15 protein-coding genes and 1 pseudogene are annotated in these 18,498 nt (G+C 70.3%); 11 read left to right on the forward strand and 5 right to left on the reverse strand.

Features of this window, described 5'->3' with window-relative positions; genetic code table 11:
- From J7E97_RS11105 to nuoN, 8 genes are all read left to right on the forward strand, one after another.
- The coding region (locus J7E97_RS11105; protein WP_215025172.1) for a molybdopterin dinucleotide binding domain-containing protein at positions 1 to 991 on the forward strand (991 nt) is incomplete at its 5' end.
- On the forward strand, positions 988 to 2,358 hold the full coding sequence (gene nuoH, locus J7E97_RS11110) for an NADH-quinone oxidoreductase subunit NuoH (protein WP_215025174.1): 1,371 nt from the start codon (positions 988 to 990) through the stop codon (positions 2,356 to 2,358). The genes J7E97_RS11105 and nuoH, both read left to right, overlap by 4 nt.
- Positions 2,351 to 2,968, forward strand: a complete 618-nt coding sequence (nuoI, locus tag J7E97_RS11115; RefSeq protein WP_215025176.1) for an NADH-quinone oxidoreductase subunit NuoI — start codon at positions 2,351 to 2,353, stop codon at positions 2,966 to 2,968. Before nuoH ends, nuoI begins: the two co-directional genes overlap by 8 nt.
- A complete protein-coding gene (locus J7E97_RS11120; protein ID WP_215025179.1) occupies positions 2,965 to 3,777 on the forward strand; it encodes an NADH-quinone oxidoreductase subunit J in 813 nt (270 codons plus the stop codon). The genes nuoI and J7E97_RS11120 overlap by 4 nt, the downstream gene beginning before the upstream one ends.
- The gene (nuoK, locus tag J7E97_RS11125) at positions 3,774 to 4,073 is read left to right on the forward strand and encodes an NADH-quinone oxidoreductase subunit NuoK (protein WP_215025182.1); all 300 of its coding nucleotides are present in this window, start codon (positions 3,774 to 3,776) and stop codon (positions 4,071 to 4,073) included. The genes J7E97_RS11120 and nuoK overlap by 4 nt, the downstream gene beginning before the upstream one ends.
- A 9-nt stretch (positions 4,074 to 4,082) precedes the next feature.
- Positions 4,083 to 6,023 (forward strand): NADH-quinone oxidoreductase subunit L, encoded by a 1,941-nt coding sequence (nuoL, locus tag J7E97_RS11130; protein WP_215025185.1) that lies wholly within the window; start codon positions 4,083 to 4,085, stop codon positions 6,021 to 6,023.
- A 1-nt stretch (position 6,024) separates the two neighbouring features.
- Entirely contained in the window at positions 6,025 to 7,653 is a 1,629-nt protein-coding gene (locus tag J7E97_RS11135) for an NADH-quinone oxidoreductase subunit M (protein ID WP_215025188.1), read from the forward strand.
- Between the two features lie 35 nt (positions 7,654 to 7,688).
- On the forward strand, positions 7,689 to 9,308 hold the full coding sequence (gene nuoN, locus J7E97_RS11140) for an NADH-quinone oxidoreductase subunit NuoN (protein ID WP_215025240.1): 1,620 nt from the start codon (positions 7,689 to 7,691) through the stop codon (positions 9,306 to 9,308).
- A 67-nt stretch (positions 9,309 to 9,375) separates the two neighbouring features.
- Here the strand turns inward: nuoN and J7E97_RS11145 are convergent, their stop codons facing one another.
- From J7E97_RS11145 to fahA, 3 genes are all read right to left on the reverse strand, one after another.
- On the reverse strand, positions 9,376 to 9,975 hold the full coding sequence (locus J7E97_RS11145; RefSeq protein WP_215025191.1) for a Uma2 family endonuclease: 600 nt from the start codon (positions 9,973 to 9,975) through the stop codon (positions 9,376 to 9,378).
- Positions 9,976 to 10,069: 94 nt separating this feature from the next.
- Entirely contained in the window at positions 10,070 to 10,669 is a 600-nt protein-coding gene (locus J7E97_RS11150) for a hypothetical protein (protein WP_215025194.1), read from the reverse strand.
- A 207-nt stretch (positions 10,670 to 10,876) separates the two neighbouring features.
- Positions 10,877 to 12,100, reverse strand: coding sequence for a fumarylacetoacetase (gene fahA, locus J7E97_RS11155; RefSeq protein ID WP_215025197.1), 1,224 nt, complete (start codon positions 12,098 to 12,100; stop codon positions 10,877 to 10,879).
- Between the two features lie 207 nt (positions 12,101 to 12,307).
- Between fahA and J7E97_RS11160 the strand changes: the two genes are divergently transcribed.
- Positions 12,308 to 13,456 carry an RNA-guided endonuclease TnpB family protein gene (locus J7E97_RS11160; RefSeq protein ID WP_215025199.1) on the forward strand — a complete coding sequence of 383 codons (1,149 nt, stop codon included), beginning with the start codon at positions 12,308 to 12,310 and terminating at the stop codon, positions 13,454 to 13,456.
- A gap of 170 nt (positions 13,457 to 13,626) precedes the next feature.
- Positions 13,627 to 14,445 (forward strand): HAD family hydrolase, encoded by an 819-nt coding sequence (locus J7E97_RS11165; RefSeq protein ID WP_215025201.1) that lies wholly within the window; start codon positions 13,627 to 13,629, stop codon positions 14,443 to 14,445.
- Positions 14,446 to 14,525: 80 nt separating this feature from the next.
- On the opposite strand, the gene J7E97_RS11170 is transcribed toward J7E97_RS11165, so the two are convergent.
- Both J7E97_RS11170 and J7E97_RS11175 read right to left on the reverse strand, forming a co-directional pair.
- Positions 14,526 to 16,532 carry a CocE/NonD family hydrolase gene (locus tag J7E97_RS11170; protein ID WP_215025203.1) on the reverse strand — a complete coding sequence of 669 codons (2,007 nt, stop codon included), beginning with the start codon at positions 16,530 to 16,532 and terminating at the stop codon, positions 14,526 to 14,528.
- Between the two features lie 73 nt (positions 16,533 to 16,605).
- Positions 16,606 to 17,161, reverse strand: a pseudogene (locus tag J7E97_RS11175) (MFS transporter); the annotation flags it as partial.
- A 201-nt stretch (positions 17,162 to 17,362) separates the two neighbouring features.
- Between J7E97_RS11175 and J7E97_RS11180 the strand changes: the two are divergent.
- A complete protein-coding gene (locus tag J7E97_RS11180) occupies positions 17,363 to 18,373 on the forward strand; it encodes a polyprenyl synthetase family protein (protein WP_215025205.1) in 1,011 nt (336 codons plus the stop codon).
- Positions 18,374 to 18,498: the final 125 nt, after the last annotated feature.

The raw sequence follows: 18,498 nt of genomic DNA on the forward strand, positions 1-18,498 counted from the left end.
GGCCGCCGCCGCGACCGGCGCCCGGCTGGTGTGGATCCCGCGCCGGGCCGGAGAGCGGGCCGCCCTGGAGGCGGGCGCGCTGCCGTCCCTGCTGCCGGGCGCCCGCCCGGCCACCGACCCGCGGGCCCGCGACGAGGTCGCCGCCGCCTGGGGCCTGGACGAGCTCCCGCACCGCTACGGCCGCGACACCGGCCAGATCGTCGAGGCGGCCGCCGGCCGCGAACTGTCCGCCCTGCTGATCGGGGGCGTGGAGATCGCCGACCTGCCGGACCCGGCCCGCGCCCGGATCGCGCTCCAGGAGGCCTTCGTGGTCAGTCTGGAACTGCGGCCCAGCGAGGTCACCGACCACGCGGACGTGGTCCTGCCGGTGGCGGCCGTCGCCGAGAAGCCCGGTGCCTTCATCAACTGGGAGGGCAGGGTCCGGCCGTTCGAGGCCGCGCTGAAGCCCGAGCAGATGACCCGGCGCCTGGCCCCGGCGGACTCCCGCGTGCTGCACATGCTGGCCGACGCGGCCGACCGGCCGATCGCCCTGGCCGACGTACACGCCGTACGCCGGGAGCTCGACGGGCTCGGCCAGTGGGCCGGGACGCGGGCCGCCGACCAGTCCGCGGACACCGAGCCGCTGCCCCGCCCCGGTGCGGGCGAGGCCGTCCTCGCGGGCCACCGGCTCCTGCTCGACCAGGGCCGCCTCCAGGACGGGGACGAGGCCCTGGCCGGCACCCGGCACGAGGCGAGCGCCCGCCTGTCGGCCGCCACGGCCGCCGAGACCGGCGTCAAGGCCGGCGACGTCCTCGCGGTGACCGGCCCGGCCGGCTCCGTGGAACTGCCGCTGCGGATCACCGAGATGCCCGACCGGGTGGTCTGGCTCCCGATGAACTCCACCGGCTCCGGGGTCCTCGCCGACACCGGCGCCCGCCCGGGAACCCTCGTACGGATCGGCCCGGCGACCCCGGCCGACAGCAGCGACTCCACTGCGGAGGTGGGCGCGTGAACACCGTTCAGATCGCCGCCGAGGACCTCTCCCTGTTCGGCAGGGACGTCTGGTGGCTCGTCGTCGTGAAGGCGGTGTTCTGCTTCGCCTTCCTGATGGTGACCGTGCTCTTCTCCATCGTGTGGGAGCGCAAGGTCGTCGCCTGGATGCAGCTGCGCATCGGCCCGAACCGGCACGGCCCCTGGGGCATGCTCCAGTCGCTCGCCGACGGCGTGAAGCTGATGCTCAAGGAAGACCTCATCGTCAAGCGGGCCGACAAGGTCGTCTACGTCCTCGCCCCGATCATCGCGGCGATCCCGGCGTTCATGGCCATCGCGGTGATCCCCTTCGGCCCCTCGGGCAACGAGGTCTCCATCTTCGGCCAGCGCACCACGATGCAGCTGACCGACCTGCCGATCGCGATGCTCTACGTCCTCGCGGTGGCCTCGGTCGGCATCTACGGCATCGTGCTGGCCGGCTGGTCCTCGGGCTCCACCTACCCGCTCCTCGGAGGCCTGCGCTCCTGCGCGCAGATGATCTCCTACGAGATCGCGATGGGCGCGGCCTTCGCCTCGGTCTTCCTCTACTCCGGGTCGATGTCGACCTCGGCGATCGTCGAAGCCCAGTCGGACCGCTGGTTCATCGTGCTGCTGCCGGTCTCCTTCATCATCTACGTCATCACGATGGTCGGTGAGACGAACCGCGCCCCCTTCGACATGCCGGAGTCCGAGGGCGACCTGGTCGGCGGCTTCAACACCGAGTACTCCTCGATCAAGTTCGCGCTGTTCATGCTGGCCGAGTACGTCAACATGGTCACCGTCTCCGCCGTCTCGGTCACCCTCTTCCTGGGCGGCTGGCGGGCCCCGGCGCCGATCTCCACGTACTGGGAGGGCGCCAACCACGGCTGGTGGCCGATGCTGTGGTTCGTCCTCAAGGTCCAGCTGCTGCTGTTCTTCTTCATCTGGCTGCGCGGCACGCTCCCGCGCGTGCGCTACGACCAGCTGATGAAGCTCGGCTGGAAGGTGCTGATCCCGGTCTCCGTGGTCTGGCTGATGCTGGTCGCCACCGTCCGGGCGCTGCGCAACGAGAACTACGACTTCACGGAGATCGTGCTCTACGTCGGCGGCGCGGTCATCGCGCTCCTGCTGCTGTCCTTCGTCGCGGACCTCTTCCGCGACAAGAAGGAGAAGGCGGCCCTCGCGGACGCCGGACAGGCGGCCGCCGCCGAGCCCTTCGACCCGCTGGCGGGCGGATTCCCCGTACCGCCCAAGCCCGGCCAGCACCTGGCACCCGTACCGCGCAGGCGGCCTCGCAGTGAGCGGGAGCTGATTGTCAGTGGCGCGGCGAATACTGACAGTGACGGAGAGGAGGGTGCTGAGAATGTCTGACGCGGACCAGAACGAGAAGTGGCAGAACCCGGTGGCGGGCTTCGGCGTGACCTTCAAGGCCATGTTCAAGAAGCGCCTCACCGAGCAGTACCCCGAGCAGCACAAGACCACCGCTCCGCGCTTCCACGGGCGGCACCAGCTCAACCGCCACCCGGACGGTCTGGAGAAGTGCATCGGGTGCGAGCTGTGCGCCTGGGCCTGTCCCGCCGACGCGATCTACGTCGAGGGCGCGGACAACACCGAGGAGGAGCGCTACTCCCCGGGCGAGCGCTACGGCGCGGTCTACCAGATCAACTACGCCCGCTGCATCCTGTGCGGGCTGTGCGTCGAGGCGTGCCCGACCAGGGCGCTGACCATGACGAACGAGTTCGAACTGGCCGACTCCAGCCGCGAATCGCTCATCTACACCAAGGAGCAGCTGCTCTCCGGTCTGACCGAGGGCATGGTCGAGGCTCCGCACTCGATCTTCCCGGGCACCGAGGACACGGACTACTACCGCGGGCTGGTGACCGGGGCGGCTCCCGGCACGGTCCGCCAGGTCGCCGTCTCCAAGGGCGAGGTCCCCGGGACCACGGCATCCGACAACACCTCCGAGGGGGTGGGCGCATGAGCGCCGTCGCCGCGGCCGCCACGCTCACCTCCACCGGTGAGGCGGTCCAGTTCTGGGTCCTCGGCACGGTCGCCGTCATCGGCGCGCTGGCCACGATCCTGATGAAGAAGGCCGTACACAGCGCGCTGAGCCTGGCCGGGACGATGATCATCCTGGCGGTCTTCTACCTCGCCAACGGGGCCTACTTCCTCGGCGTCGTCCAGGTCGTCGTCTACACCGGCGCGATCATGATGCTCTTCCTCTTCGTCGTCATGCTCGTCGGCGTCACCGCCGCGGACTCCCTGACCGAGACCCTCAAGGGGCAGCGCTGGCTCGCCGCCCTGTGCGGACTGGGCTTCGGCATCCTGCTCATCGCCGGCATCGCCAACGCCCGGCTCACCCACTTCAACGGACTCGGCCGGATCAACTCCGGCGGACACGTCGAGGGCCTGGCCACGCTCATCTTCACCAAGTACGTGTTCGCCTTCGAGATCACCGGCGCCCTCCTCATCACGGCGGCCGTCGGAGCGATGGTGCTCACCCACCGCGAGCGCACCGAGCGGGCCGCCACCCAGCGCGAGCTCGCCGAGCGCCGCGTACGCGAGGGCGTGCAGCTCCCGCCGCTGCCCGCACCCGGCGTCTACGCCCGGCACAACGCCGTGGACGTCGCCGGCCTGCTGCCGGACGGCACCCCGTCCGAGCTCACCGTCAACCAGACGCTGCGCGCCCGCGGCCAGATCAGGGACGTCTCCAGCCAGGCGCTGGACGACCTGAAGGCACTGGAGCAGCGGTCGTCCGAGCGGCTCGGCCGTGAGGAGGCCTCGAAGTGAATCCGGTCAACTACCTGTACCTGTCGGCCCTGCTGTTCACCATCGGGGCGTCCGGAGTCCTGATCAGGAAGAACGCGATCGTGGTGTTCATGTGCGTGGAGCTCATGCTCAACGCCTGCAACCTCGCCTTCGTCACCTTCTCGCGGATGCACGGCAACCTCGACGGCCAGATCATCGCGTTCTTCACGATGGTCGTCGCCGCCGCCGAGGTCGTGGTGGGCCTCGCGATCATCGTGTCGCTGTTCCGTACCCGCCACTCGGCCTCGGTCGACGACGCCAGCCTGATGAAGCTGTAAGGGGTCGCTGTGGAGAACATGATCGCGCTGCTGGTAGCAGCGCCACTGCTCGGAGCGGCGGTGCTGCTCTGCGGCGGCCGCCGCCTCGACAAGGCCGGGCACTGGCTCGGCACCCTGCTCGCCGCCGCCTCCTTCGGCATCGGCGTCGTCCTCTTCACCGACATGCTCGGTCACGGGGCCGAGGAGCGGACCTTCCACCAGCGGCTGTTCAGCTGGATCCCGGTCGAGGGCTTCCAAGCCGACGTCGGCTTCCAGCTCGACCAGCTGTCGATGACCTTCGTCCTGCTGATCTCCGGGGTGGGCACGCTCATCCACGTGTACTCGATCGGGTACATGGAGCACGACGAGCGCCGCCGCCGCTTCTTCGGATACCTCAACCTCTTCCTCGCGGCGATGCTGCTCCTGGTCATCGCCGACAACTACCTCCTGCTGTACGTCGGCTGGGAGGGCGTGGGCCTCGCCTCGTACCTCCTCATCGGCTTCTGGCAGCACAAGCCCAGCGCGGCCACCGCCGCGAAGAAGGCCTTCCTGGTCAACCGGGTCGGCGACATGGGCCTTTCGATCGCCATCATGCTGATGTTCACCACCTTCGGGACCTTCGCCTTCGGACCGGTGCTCTCCAGCGCCGGCGAGACCTCGGAAGGCAAGCTGACGGCGATCGGGCTGATGCTGCTGCTCGCCGCCTGCGGCAAGTCGGCGCAGGTGCCGCTGCAGTCCTGGCTCGGCGACGCGATGGAGGGCCCGACCCCGGTCTCGGCCCTCATCCACGCGGCGACGATGGTCACCGCCGGCGTCTACCTCATCGTCCGCTCGGGAGCCGTCTTCAACGGGGCGCCGGACGCGCAGCTGGCGGTCACCGTCGTGGGCGCGGTCACGCTGCTCTTCGGTGCGATCGTCGGTTGCGCGAAGGACGACATCAAGAAGGCCCTCGCCGGGTCGACGATGTCGCAGATCGGCTACATGATCCTGGCGGCCGGCCTCGGTCCCATCGGTTACGTCTTCGCGATCATGCACCTGGTCACGCACGGCTTCTTCAAGGCGGGCCTCTTCCTCGGCGCCGGTTCCGTGATGCACGGGATGAACGACGAGGTCGACATGCGCAAGTACGGGGCCCTGCGGAAGTACATGCCGGTCACCTTCGTGACCTTCGGCCTGGGCTACCTCGCCATCATCGGCTTCCCGGGCCTGTCCGGGTTCTTCTCCAAGGACATGATCATCGAGGCCGCCTTCGCCAAGGGCGGCACCGAGGGCTGGATCCTCGGCGGGGTGGCCCTCCTCGGCGCGGCGATCACCGCCTTCTACATGACCCGGGTCATGCTCCTCACCTTCTTCGGCGAGAAGCGCTGGCAGCCCGCCCCGGACCCGGCCGCGACCCCCGGTGTCGAGCCCGCCGCCGATGCGCGCCCCGGCGAGCTGCCGCACCCGCACGAGTCCCCGAAGTCCATGACGATCCCGATGGTCATCCTGGCCTTCGGCTCGGTCTTCGCGGGCGGCATCTTCGGGATCGGCGACCGCTTCCTGAAGTGGCTGGAGCCCGTCACCGGGCACGAGCACGGCAATCCGCCGGTCAGCGCCATGACGGTGACCGTGTCCACCATGGTGGTCCTCGTCCTCGGCGTCGCCATCGCCTGGGCGATGTACGGCAGGAAGCCCGTCCCGGTCATCGCCCCGCGCGGCTCGCTCCTCACCCGGGCGGCCCGACGGGACCTGTACCAGGACGACTTCAACCACGTGGTCCTGGTGCGCGGCGGGGAGCACCTGACCCGCTCCCTCGTCTACGTCGACCACAGCCTGGTCGACGGAGTGGTCAACGGGACGGCCGCCGGAGTCGGCGGGCTGTCGGGCCGGCTGCGCAAACTGCAGAACGGCTACGCCCGCAGCTACGCGGTCTCGATGTTCGGGGGCACGGCGGTCCTGATCGCCGCGACCCTGCTGATGAGGGCGGTGTGAGATGAATTTCCCGCTTCTGACGGTGACGGCCGCGGTCCCCGCGGTCGGTGCGATCCTGACGGCGGCCGTCCCGGCCGCCCGCCGGACCGCCGCCAAATGGCTCGCCCTGTTCTTCTCGCTGGCGACCCTGGCCCTGGCCGTGCTCGTCGCGGTCCGCTTCGAGCCCGGTGGCGACCGCTACCAGCTCACCGAGTCCCACTCCTGGATCCCCGACTTCGGGGTCCGTTACGAACTGGGCGTCGACGGCATCGGGGTGGCGCTCATCGCGCTCACCGCGGTTCTGATGCCCTTCATCATCCTGGCCGGCTGGCACGACGCCGACCCGCTGGAGACCAAGAGCCAGCGCTGGCGGCCCACACAGGGCTTCTTCGCACTGATCCTGCTGGTCGAGGCGATGGTGGTCATCTCCTTCGAGGCCACCGACGTCTTCCTCTTCTACATCTTCTTCGAAGCCATGCTCATCCCGATGTACTTCCTCATCGGCGGCTTCGGGGACCGGGCGACTTCCTCCCGGTCAGCCGCTGCCGGGGCCGGCGGCTCCGAGGAGAACGCGGCCGCGCAGCGCTCGTACGCGGCGGTCAAGTTCCTCCTCTACAACCTGGCCGGCGGCCTGATCATGCTGGCCGCCGTCATCGGCCTGTACGTGGTCGCCGGGAACTTCTCGCTCCAGGAGATCACCGCCGCCCGCGCCGCGGGCACGCTCGACATGGCGACCAACACCGAGCGGCTGCTCTTCCTCGGCTTCTTCTTCGCCTTCGCGGTGAAGGCCCCGCTGTGGCCGCTGCACACCTGGCTGCCGAACGCGATGGGCGAGGCCACGGCCCCGGTCGCCGTCCTGATCACCGCGGTCGTCGACAAGGTCGGCACCTTCGCGATGCTCCGCTTCTGCCTCGGGCTCTTCCCCGAAGCCAGCAAGTGGGCCACGCCGGTGATCCTCGTACTGGCCCTGATCAGCATCGTCTACGGCGCACTGGTCGCGGTCGGGCAGCGGGACATCAAGCGGCTGATCGCCTACGCCTCGATCTCGCACTTCGGCTTCATCGTCCTGGGCATCTTCGCGATGACCTCCCAGGGGCAGTCCGGCGCGACGCTGTACATGGTCAACCACGGGATCTCGACCGCCGCGCTGATGCTGGTGGCCGGCTTCCTGATCTCGCGGCGCGGCTCGCGGCTCATCGCCGACTACGGCGGCGTCCAGAAGGTGGCCCCGGTCCTGGCCGGCACCTTCCTGATCGGCGGCCTCGCCACCCTCTCGCTGCCGGGGCTCGCCCCGTTCGTGAGCGAATTCCTGGTCCTGGTCGGCACGTTCGCCCGGTACCCGGTCGTCGGCATCATCGCCACCTTCGGCATCGTGCTGGCCGCGCTCTACACGCTGGTCCTCTACCAGCGCACGATGACCGGCCCGCTGAAGGAGGAGGTCCGCACCATGCCGGACCTGCGCCTGCGGGAGGTACTGGTGGTCGCCCCGCTGATCGCGCTGCTGATCGGTCTGGGCGTCTACCCCAAGGTGCTCACCGACATCGTCAACCCGGCGGTCGAGCACACCATGTCGGACGTGAAGCAGACGGACCCGAAGCCCGAGGTGGCTGTCGAGGCGAAGCACACCAACGAGGGGGAGGCGGCGAAGTGAGCACCGTGACTGCTGCCCAGAGCCTGCTGCCGGCACTGGCGGCCGCGGCGCCGATCGACAAGATCCCGGCGCCGCACATCGAGTACGCCCAGCTGTCGCCCACGCTCATCGTGCTGGGCGCGGCGATCCTCGGAGTCCTCGTCGAGGCCTTCGCACCGCGCAAGTCCCGTTACTACATCCAGGTGTTCCTCGCCGTCGCCGCGCTGGCCTGCGCCTTCGCGGCGGTCGTCGGGCTCGCCGCCGGCGGGTACGGCAGCTCCAAGGCGCACGTCGCGGCGATGGGCGCCGTGGCCGTCGACGGCCCGGCGCTGTTCCTGCAGGGCACCATCCTGCTGGCCTCGATCGTCGCGGTCTTCACCTTCGCGGAGCGGCGCCTGGACCCGGCCGCCCACGGCAACCGGGTCGACTCCTTCGCCGCGCAGGCGGCGTCCGTACCGGGCAGCGAGAGCGAGAAGAAAGCCGTCAAGGCGGGCTTCACCACCACCGAGGTCTTCCCGCTCGCACTGTTCGCGGTCTCCGGCATGCTGATCTTCCCCGCGGCCGACGACCTGCTGACGCTCTTCGTGGCCCTGGAGGTCTTCTCCCTCCCGCTGTACCTGCTCTGCGCCGTCGCCCGCCGCCAGCGGCTGATGTCGCAGGAAGCCGCCGTCAAGTACTTCCTGCTCGGCGCCTTCTCCTCCGCGTTCCTCCTCTTCGGCATCGCGCTCGTCTACGGGTACGCGGGCTCCGTCTCGTACGCGGTCATCGCGGACGTGGTCGACGGCACCGTGGCGAACGTGGACCCCGCGCTCGCCACGACCATGGGCAACGACGCGCTGCTGCTCATCGGTGGCGCGCTGATCCTGATGGGCCTGCTCTTCAAGGTCGGCGCGGTCCCCTTCCACATGTGGACCCCGGACGTCTACCAGGGCGCCCCGACGCCGGTGACCGGTTTCATGGCCGCGGCGACGAAGGTGGCCGCCTTCGGCGCCCTCCTGCGCCTGCTGTACGTGGTGCTGCCGGGCCTGCGGTGGGACTGGCGGCCGGTGATGTGGGCGGTCGCGATCGTCACGATGCTGGCGGGCGCGGTCATCGCCGTGACCCAGACCGACGTCAAGCGGCTCCTCGCCTACTCCTCGATCGCGCACGCCGGCTTCATCCTGGCCGGTGTGATCGCGACCTCGGCGGAGGGCGTCAAGTCCGTCCTCTTCTACCTGGCCGCGTACTCCTTCGTGACGATCGGCGCCTTCGCGGTGGTCACCCTGGTCCGCGACGCGGGCGGCGAGGCGACGCACCTGTCGAAGTGGGCGGGGCTGGGCCGCCGTTCGCCGCTCACGGCGGCGGTCTTCGCGGTGTTCCTGCTGGCCTTCGCGGGCATCCCGCTGACGTCCGGCTTCTCCGGCAAGTTCGCCGTGTTCAAGGCGGCGGCGGAGGGCGGCGCGGGAGCGCTGGTCGTGGTCGGTGTCATCTCGTCCGCGATCGCCGCGTTCTTCTACGTCCGCGTCATCGTCCTGATGTTCTTCAGCGAGCCGAAGGCCGACGGCCCGACGGTGGCCGTCCCCTCCCCGCTGACGATGACGACGATCGCGGTCGGCGTCGCGGTCACGGTGGTCCTGGGCGTGGCCCCGCAGTACTTCCTGGACCTGGCGGGGCAGGCGAGCACGTTCGTACGCTGACCGGCAGGTGCACGAAGCAGGGCCCGGCTCCCCTTCAGAGGGGCCGGGCCCTGCGCCGTGTGCGGGGCTACTCGGGGCGTCGCCGCTTCGGCGTGATCTCGGTGAGGTCCAGGTCGATGGGGAAGGGGACGGAGACCTTCAGACGGTCGTGGAAGATGCCGGTGCTGGTGTAGGCACCGGTGGCAGGCTCCCGCTCGAAGACGTAGACGACCGCCCGGCCGTCCTTGTTCTCGACGCGCCAGAAGTGCGGGATTCCGGCTCGGGCGTACTTCAGCGGCTTGGTCTCGCGGTCGCGGCTGACGGACTCGGGAGAGACGACCTCGATGGCCAGCAGGACCGACTCGGCCGGGAGCCGGGTCTGTTTCTCATCGTTGATGACGTCCTCGTTGACTACGATCACGTCAGGCTCGGGGCGGTTGCGCCGATCGATGTCGATGGTGAACTCGCGGACGACTTCCAGACCTGGCGGGACCAGCGACTGAAGCTGCCAGTTGAAGAAGTCGACCGTCCGCGAGTGGAAGAGGGTCTGCGGACTCACGAAAACCAGGCTCCCGTCGATCAGCTCCGTATGCGGAGGCAGATTCGGAAGCGTGTCCAGGTCGTCGGCAGTCCAGCCGCCCGGCGGCGGGATCGGCCAGCTGTATTCCGGGTTCATCAGTGCTCCCATGAGCCGGATCTTCGCGAGTCCGACCAGCGTATCGCCGGGGATCCGTTCGGGACCGTCCGTACGTGTGAACGGGAGCGCCGTGTTGACCCGGAGGTCAGTGCGGGTGGGCCGGGGCGGTGGGGGTGGTGTTGGCCTTGGGGCAGGTCAGGGCGGGGTTCCAGTTGTGGAAGCGGCCGGCCGGGTTCTTCTCGTACGCCCAGAGGTGGAGGTCGTAGTGCTTGGGCATGCCCGCCCAGTGGCCGGGCATGGGCCCGTCGAAGGGCAACCCGAACATGCTCGGCCGGTCGGCGGTGGTCTTCAGGTCCTGGTCCCCGTCGGTGGCCATCCACTCCACGGTCTGGAGCTTGCGGCGGCCGTTGCGGTCCTTCTCGGTGCTGTAGAGGAGCGCGGTCGGCTTGCTGGGGTCCAGCGAACCCCAGTAGGCCTGCTTGACGTAGTGGTAACCCATGGAGCCCACCCCGAAGGGGTTGGTCATGCAGGCTTCGCCGTGCGGCACGTACCCGTCCTTGAGGGCCTCCCGCTCGTCCGCGTACTTGGCCGTCACCCGGATCGCCGTCGCCATGTCCCGCATGGCCCGCTTGTCGGTCGGATCGGGTGCGGGCCCCTCGACGCCGTGGGCGGGCGCTACGGCGGTCAGGCCGACCGATACGGCGGCCGCGCAGGTCAGGAAGGCCTTGCGGGTGCGGAGGGACATCTGGGCTCCTGCCGGTCGGGGGCTTTCGTTCACCATCCCGGTCCGGCGGCGGGCTTGCACGCGGCGCGCCTCCGAACGGGGTCCCGGCGGGAACCGTTCAGGCCGTACGGGTGGCACCGGGCGGCCCTGCCCGCCCCCGCCCCCCGCCCCCCGCCCGGTGCCCCGCCCCGCCGTGCCCCCGCCGGGGCCCGTCGCCCAAGGGGCGGACTACACGGCGCCCACGATGCGGCCGGTGACCTCGCCGAGGCCCACGCGGGTGCCGTCGGCGCCCGGAGCCCAGGCGGTCAGGGTGACGACGTCCCCGTCCTCCAGGAACGTGCGCTTGCCGTCGGCGAGTTCGATGGCGTCGCGGCCGTTCCAGGTGAGTTCCAGCAGCGAGCCGCGCTGGTCGGTCTCCGGACCGCTGACGGTGCCCGAGCCGTAGACGTCCCCGGTGCGCAGGGAGGCGCCGTTGACGGTCATGTGCGCGAGCTGCTGGGCGGCGGTCCAGTACATCGACGCGAACGGCGGCCGGGCCACCTCCTGCCCGTTGATGGAGACCGTGATGCGCAGGTCGAAGCCGCCGGGGCGCTCCGCGCCGGAGTCGTCGAGGTAGGGCAGCAGCGGGAAGTCCCGGGCGGGCGGGGCGACGCGGGCCGGGTCCAGGGCCCCCAGCGGGGTGACCCAGGCGGAGACGGAGGTGGCGAAGGACTTGCCGAGGAAGGGGCCGAGCGGCACGTACTCCCAGGCCTGGATGTCCCGCGCGGACCAGTCGTTGAGCAGGAACAGGCCGAATACGTGGTCCTCGAACTCGCCCAGCGGCACCGGGCGGCCCATCTCGGAGGGCGCGCCGACGACGAAGCCGACCTCGGCCTCGATGTCGAGCTTCACTGACGGGCCGAAGACGGGCGCCGGGTCGGTGGGCGCCTTGCGCTGCCCGGAGGGCCGTACGACGTCGGTGCCGGAGACCACGATCGTGCCGGAGCGGCCGTGGTAACCGATGGGCAGGTGCTTCCAGTTGGGGGTCAGGGCGTCCCCGTCCGGGCGGAAGATCTTCCCGACGTTCGTCGCGTGGTGCTCGCTCGCGTAGAAGTCGACGTAGTCGGCGACCTCGTACGGGAGGTGCAGCGCGACCTCGTCCAGCGGCAGCAGGTGCGGTTCCACGGTGGGCCGGTGGCCGGGGTCGGTGACCCAGGCGGTCAGCGCGCGGCGCACGTCGTGCCAGGCGGTGCGGCCCGCGGCGAGCAGCGGGTTGAGGGAGGGCTGCCCGAGCAGTCCGGCGTACGGGGATCCGAGCGCGGCCGCGGCCGCCCCGGCGTCGAGCACGTGCCCGCCGATGCGGACGCCGATCCGGCGCCGGGCCTCACCGGCGGTGGAGAACACGCCGTAGGGGAGGTTGTGCGGCCCGAACGGGTCGCCCTCGGGGACATCGAGGGGGCTCTGCTGGGGCATGGGGTACTGCCTCGCTTTCGACGCGGTCCGGGGGTGTCCCGGGAGACACGGTGCGGGACACGCTACCCAGGATTACGACTGAAAGCTCGGGTGCTCAGAGCGGAGATGAAACACACTTGGGAGGACGAAAGCGGGCAGATATTGTGACCTTCGGTCGCATCACGTCATTTCGCACGGATTGGCGAGTGCGGGTCGTACGCTCCGTCCATGCGATTGCGTTACAACTACCGGGTCTACCCGAATGCCATCCAGCGGCAGGCGCTGGCGCAGGCGTTCGGGTGTGCGCGTGTGGTTTGGAACGACGCGCTGAGCATCCGCCAGGACGCATACAAGCAGAGCTTGCCTGCCCCTTCGATGGTCGAGCTGGCCAGGCTGGTGATCACGGAGGCGAAGAAGACCGAGGGGCGTTCCTGGCTCGGCGAGGTATCGGCGGTCCTACTCCAATCGTCCCTGCGGGACCTGGGGACCGCGTACAGCAACTTCTTCGCGTCGAAGAAGGGAACCCGCAAGGGCCCGAAGATCGGACCGCCCCGCTTCAAGAAGAAGGCCGGTCGCCAGGCTGTGAGGTTCACGAAGGCGGCTCGTTTCTCCATCACCGAGGACGGCGCGCTCCGGCTTCCGAAGATCGGTGACGTACCGGTTCGCTGGTCCCGCAAGCTTCCGTCCGACCCGTCGTCGGTCACGATCGTCAAGGACGTGACAGGGCGGTTCTTCGCCTCGTTCGTGGTCGAGACGAAGAGCAAGCCGCTCCCCGAGCTGGACTGGCAAGAGACCGACACCGGGATCGACCTGGGCTTGTCCTCCTACGCAGTGCTGCGCGACCGAAAGATCGCCTCCCCGAAGTTCTTCCGCCGTCAGGAGAAGAAAATCCGCCGTGCTCAGCGCAAGCTCAGCAGGTGCCAGAAAGGATCGAGCAACCGGCGCAAGGCACAGCTGGCCGTAGCCAAGATCCATGCCCGCATCACTGACCAGCGACGCGACTTCATCGAACAGGAAACCACCCGGATAGTCCGCGAGAACCAAGCGGTCTACGTGGAGGACCTGAACGTGAAGGGCATGGCCCGGGGCCGGTTCGGCAAGTCCGTGCATGACCAGTCCTTGGGCATGTTCGCCCGCACCCTCGAAGCCAAGTGTGCACGGTACGGGCGGGGCTTTGCCAAGGTGAGCAGGTGGTTCCCCTCCACCCAACTGTGCTCGCAGTGCGGTGCGCTCACCGGCCCAAAGGGAGTCGAACGGCTCCACATCCGGCACTGGGTGTGCGACTGCGGTGCCAAGCACGACAGGGACGACAACGCCGAGATGAACCTCCGCGCCGAAGGGCGCCAACTCCTCGCGGCCGGGCGGGCCGAGAGGTAAAACGCTTGTGGAGTCCGTGTAAGACCCGGCAAGCCGGGCTGTGGGTGATGAAGCAGGAACCACCCGTAGGCCGCCACTCAACAATGGCTGCCAGGCGGGAATCATCCACCTTCAGGTGGAGAAGACGCCAATTGTAGGACTTGTCCGAGGGGGTCCGTATCCTTGGCGGGGTGACTTCCGCCCCGCCTCAGGCCCTCCCCTATGCCTTGATCGCCACCGACCTGGACGGGACTCTGCTGCGCGCCGGAGACACCGTCTCGGACCGCTCCCACGCCGCTCTCGCGGCCGCCCGCGCGGCCGGCGCCCGGCACATCATCGTGACAGGCCGCCCCGTCCCGCAGGTCCGCCACGTCCTGGACGGCCTCGGCTACACGGGGCTCGCGGTGTGCGCACAGGGCGCGCAGGTCTACGACGCGGCGGCCGGGCTGCTGCTGCACTCCGTGGCCATGGACCGGGAGTTGGCCGAAGTCGCCCTCGGGAAGATCGAGGCGGAGGTCGGAGAGGTCTACGCGGCGGTCAACCAGGAGGGCCTCGACGCGGAGATGCTGATAGGGCCCGGCTACCGGATGTGGCACCCGCACCTGCCGACGGTGCCGGTGGCCCGGCGCTGCGACCTCTGGACCTCCCCCATCAACAAGGTGCTCCTCCAGCACCCCCGCCTGTCGGACGACGAGCTGACGGAGGTGGCCCGCGGCGTGGTCGGGGACCTGGTCAACGTCACCATGGCCGGGGAGCACACGGTCGAACTCCAGCCGCCGGGCATCGACAAGGCGAGCGGCCTGGCGGTGGCGGCGGAGCTCCTGGACGTCACCCCGTCCTCGACGATCGCCTTCGGTGACATGCCGAACGACATCCCCATGTTCGCGTGGTCGGCGTACGGGGTCGCGATGGCCAACTCCCACCGCGAGTTGGTCGCGGTGGCGGACGAGATCACCCTGTCGAACGAGGCGGACGGCATCGCGGTCGTCCTGGAACGCCTCTTCGCCTGACCGGCGGCCCGACCCCACCCTGTTGTCAGGTGCGGCGCCGCTGCCGGGGGCCAGCGGCGGCCCGCCGCACCAGCGCCGCGTTACACCGCCGCGCGGGGGAGGCGGCGTTCCCACGTGCGGTGGAAGAGGATCTCGTCCCCCTCCCGGCACACCACCTCGTTCGAGGTCAGGAAGCCGCCCTCGTCGCAAGAGATCTCCGACCGCGTCGCCACCGACACGTCCCAGCCCAGCTCCGGCCGGTGCAGCCGCATGGTCCACTCCGAGTGGGTGCGGGCCGACAAGGGGTCCGCCTCCTGGATCTCGTACACCTCCAGCGCGTCCTCGCTGAACTCCAGCCCGTCCGGATACACCCGCGTGCCCCCGTACCGGGGGTCGACCTCCAGCCGCCACACGCCCCGCGCGACATCCCGTACGACCAGCCGTTCCGGCCTCGGCTCGTCCAGCGTGGCGGGGTGGGAGACCCCCAGCGGCTCCGACTGCTCCGGTGCCTCGAAGAGGATCGGCTCTCCGTCGCAGGACGGGTCGCGGACCGGGAGTTCGACCGCGCTGCCCGCCGGGTCCAGGGTCCAGCCCCGCTCCGAGCCGGCCCGCGGCCAGATCCACGGCCAGTAGGCGGACGACAGGGCGAGGCGGATCCGGTGCCCCGGCGGGAAGGAGTGCCCGATGCCGTTCAGTTCGAAGACGACGTCCTCGTACGAGCCCACCGGCCACGGCACGGCCTTGTCCCGGCCCTGGCGAGCCGAGAGGTTCAGCGCGCCCCGGGTGACGAGCGTCGAGGACCCGTCGGGGGCAACGTCGCACAGCCGGGCCACGACCTGCCCGTACGGCACGTCCATCCGCAGCCGCAGCCGGACCACCGGCCGGCCCAGGATCTCCACCGGCCCGGAGCCGTGGCCCACCGGGAACTCGAAGCAGGCCGACTTCGCGTCCTCCTCGCGCTGGTCCGGCGGCAGGTCGGCGTCGTTGCCGAAGGGGAAGAAGCGGCCCGCGTCCAGTCCGGTGTGCTGCGGGGAGGCCACGATCACCGGCGCGCCCTGCAAGGCGTACGTGACCGGGTCCACGTTCGGGGAGGGCCAGGACGGGTCGCCGACCCAGCGGCCGGGCAGGGTCTCGTACGTGGTCGCGGGCGGGTGCGACGCGCAGATCCACGACCGCAGCAGCGGTTCCGCCATGACCCCGGTGTCCTTGTCCTTGAGCCAGTGGTCCCACCAGCGCAGGGTCTCCTGGAGGAAGCCGATCGCGGGTCCCGGCGGCAGCCCCCGGTCGGGGTACTGGTGCGACCAGGGGCCGATCAGGCCGCGTACCCGGTCGGCGGGCAGGGCGGAGACCAGCCGCAGCACGGTGTCGCGGTACGGGTCGTGCCAGCCGCCGACGGCCAGGACGGCCGCGCCGATCGCGCCGTAGTCCTCGCAGACGCTGCCGTGGCGCCAGTACGCGTCGCGGGTCTGGTGGGAAAGCCAGGTGTGGATCAGGGGTTCGACCGCGCCGAGGCGGGAAAGCCACTGGTCCCGCCAGCCGTCGCCCGCGTAGAGCGGGTCCGGCGGGCGGGAGGCGAAGGCGAGCATGGTCGCCGACCAGGCGTGCATGTCGACGGCGAGCAGTGAGCCGCCCATGTAGTGCACGTCGTTGTCGAAGCGGTCGTCGGTGGAGCAGACGGTGACGACCGCCTTGAGCGGTTCCGGGGCGAGCGCCGCGATCTGGAGGCTGTTGAAGCCGCCCCAGGAGATCCCGAACATCCCCACGGACCCCGTGCACCAGGGCTGGGCGGCCAGCCACTCCACCACCGCGACGCCGTCGGCGAGTTCCCGGGCGTCGTACTCGTCGCCCGGCTCGCCGCCGCTGCATCCGTGGCCGCGCACGTCGACCCGTACGGAGGCGTAGCCGTGCCCCGCGTACCAGGGGTGGCGCTGCCAGTCGCGGGGCGCCGTCCAGTCGGTGAGGCGGTACGGGAGGTACTCCAGCAGCGCGGGGACGGGCTCGTCCGTCACAGGGCGCCAGATGCGGGCGTACAGCTCGACGCCGTCGCGCATCGGGATCCGGACGTCCTCGTGAGCGGTCCCGTAGGGGAAATCGGTACGGATGATCATCGAAGCCCTCTCGCCAATCGCCTCGGGACGGTCAGTGAACGGGGTGCATCGTGCGCCTCGGCCACGGCGCGAGCGCGATCACCGAGACCAGCGTGAGCAGGTCCACGAACCGGCCCGTCGTCAGCCAGCCCGGTACCGCCAGAAGAGTGGCGGGCGCGGCGAAGGCCACGATCCCGCCGATGATCTCCGTCACGGCCGAGCGCATCGCGTCGGGGCCGAGCGCGGCAGGATCGTTCACGGCCGGGGCCGAGTGCTCGCGCCCGGCCGGGTGGCGGCGCCCGGCGACGTACTGGACCAGGCCCGCGGTCATGCCGACGGCGGCGGCCGAGAACCCCCAGTGCCGGCCCTTGTGGTCGCCGAGCCAGGCGGTGATCAGCGGGCCGGCGAAGGCGCCGATGTTGATGCCCCTGTAGTAGAGCGCGAAGCCGGCGTCGCGCCGCTGGTCGTCCGCGAAGTAGAGGACGAGGATGGCCTGCATGCCGAGGAACGAGAAACGCTCCCAGACCTCCGGTCCGGAGAGCGTGGCGAGCCCCCCGGGGGTGCCCGAAGAAGGCGTGGTCGTCGCCCGGTGGCGGCTGGTCCGCCGCCGGATCCGAAGGCTCGTCGATGTCGGTCGAAGTTCTGGACAAAACGTATTCTCCGGTTGTTTCGGCTCTCTCAGAACATACCGGTGCATATCGGGCGCTGCGCGGGTGGAGGGCGGCCGACGGCCGGGCGGGCGCCCTGGGTGATCGAAAACAGACCGGATACGCTGGCTTGAGTGATGGCAGCGACACATCGACAATCCATGTGATCGTCAGCGTGATCGTCAGCAGACAGGAGTACCCCTCGTGACCGTCGTCGGGCCGTTCGGACTGAGCGTGCGGGACCAGGCTCTTGAGACCGATGTCCAGGCCGGACTGGCCGCCGTCGAGGCGGGTCTGCTGGAAGCCACCAAGAGCGAAGTCCCCTTCATCACCGAGGCCGCACAGCACCTGGTGCGCGCCGGAGGCAAGCGGTTCCGGCCGCTCCTGGTGATGCTCGCCTCCCGATTCGGCGATCCCTACGCGCCCGGGATCGTCCCCTCCGCCGTCGTCGTGGAGCTCACGCACCTCGCGACGCTCTACCACGACGACGTCATGGACGAGGCGGACGTGCGCCGCGGCGTGGACAGCGCGAACGCCCGCTGGGGCAACTCCGTGGCCGTCCTGACGGGTGACTTCCTGTTCGCCCGCGCCTCGCACATCCTGGCGGACCTCGGGCCCGAGGCCGTACGCATCCAGGCCGAGGCCTTCGAGCGGCTGGTGACGGGCCAGATCCTGGAGACGGCCGGTCCGCGCGACGGCCGCGACCCGGTCGCGCACTACCTGGACGTCATGGCCGGCAAGACCAGCTCGCTGGTCGCCGTCTCCTGCCGCTTCGGCGCGCTGATGTCCGGCGCCGACGACATGGTCGTCGACGTCCTCACCCAGTACGGGGAGCGCCTCGGCCTCGCCTTCCAGCTGGCCGACGACGTCCTCGACATCGCCTCCGACTCGCACGAGTCCGGCAAGACCCCGGGCACCGACCTGCGCGAGGGCATCCCCACGCTGCCGGTACTGCGGCTGCGCGAGATGGCGGCCCAGGGCGGCGACCCGGACGACCTGGACCTCGTACGGCTCCTGGACGGCGACCTCACGGACGACGTCCGGCACGCCGAGGTCCTCTCGCGGCTGCGGGTCCACCCCGCCCTGGAGCAGGCCCGCCGGGACACCGTCCGCTACGCGCAGGAGGCGCGGGCCACGCTGGCCCCGCTGCCGGAGTGCTTCGCGAAGTCGGCCCTGGTGGAGCTGTGCGACGCGGTGGTGCACCGCGCGGGCTGACCCGGCGCGGGTCGTACCGCAGGCACCGGCGCGTCCCGGGCATCCCCTACGGGTAGGGGGTGCCCGGGACGCGTCGTGTCATCCCTGGGGCGTACGCGGAGTTGGCTCCCGGGGCTGACGCCTTC

This window comes from Streptomyces sp. ISL-66, assembly GCF_018614135.1.
Lineage (GTDB): Bacteria > Actinomycetota > Actinomycetes > Streptomycetales > Streptomycetaceae > Streptomyces.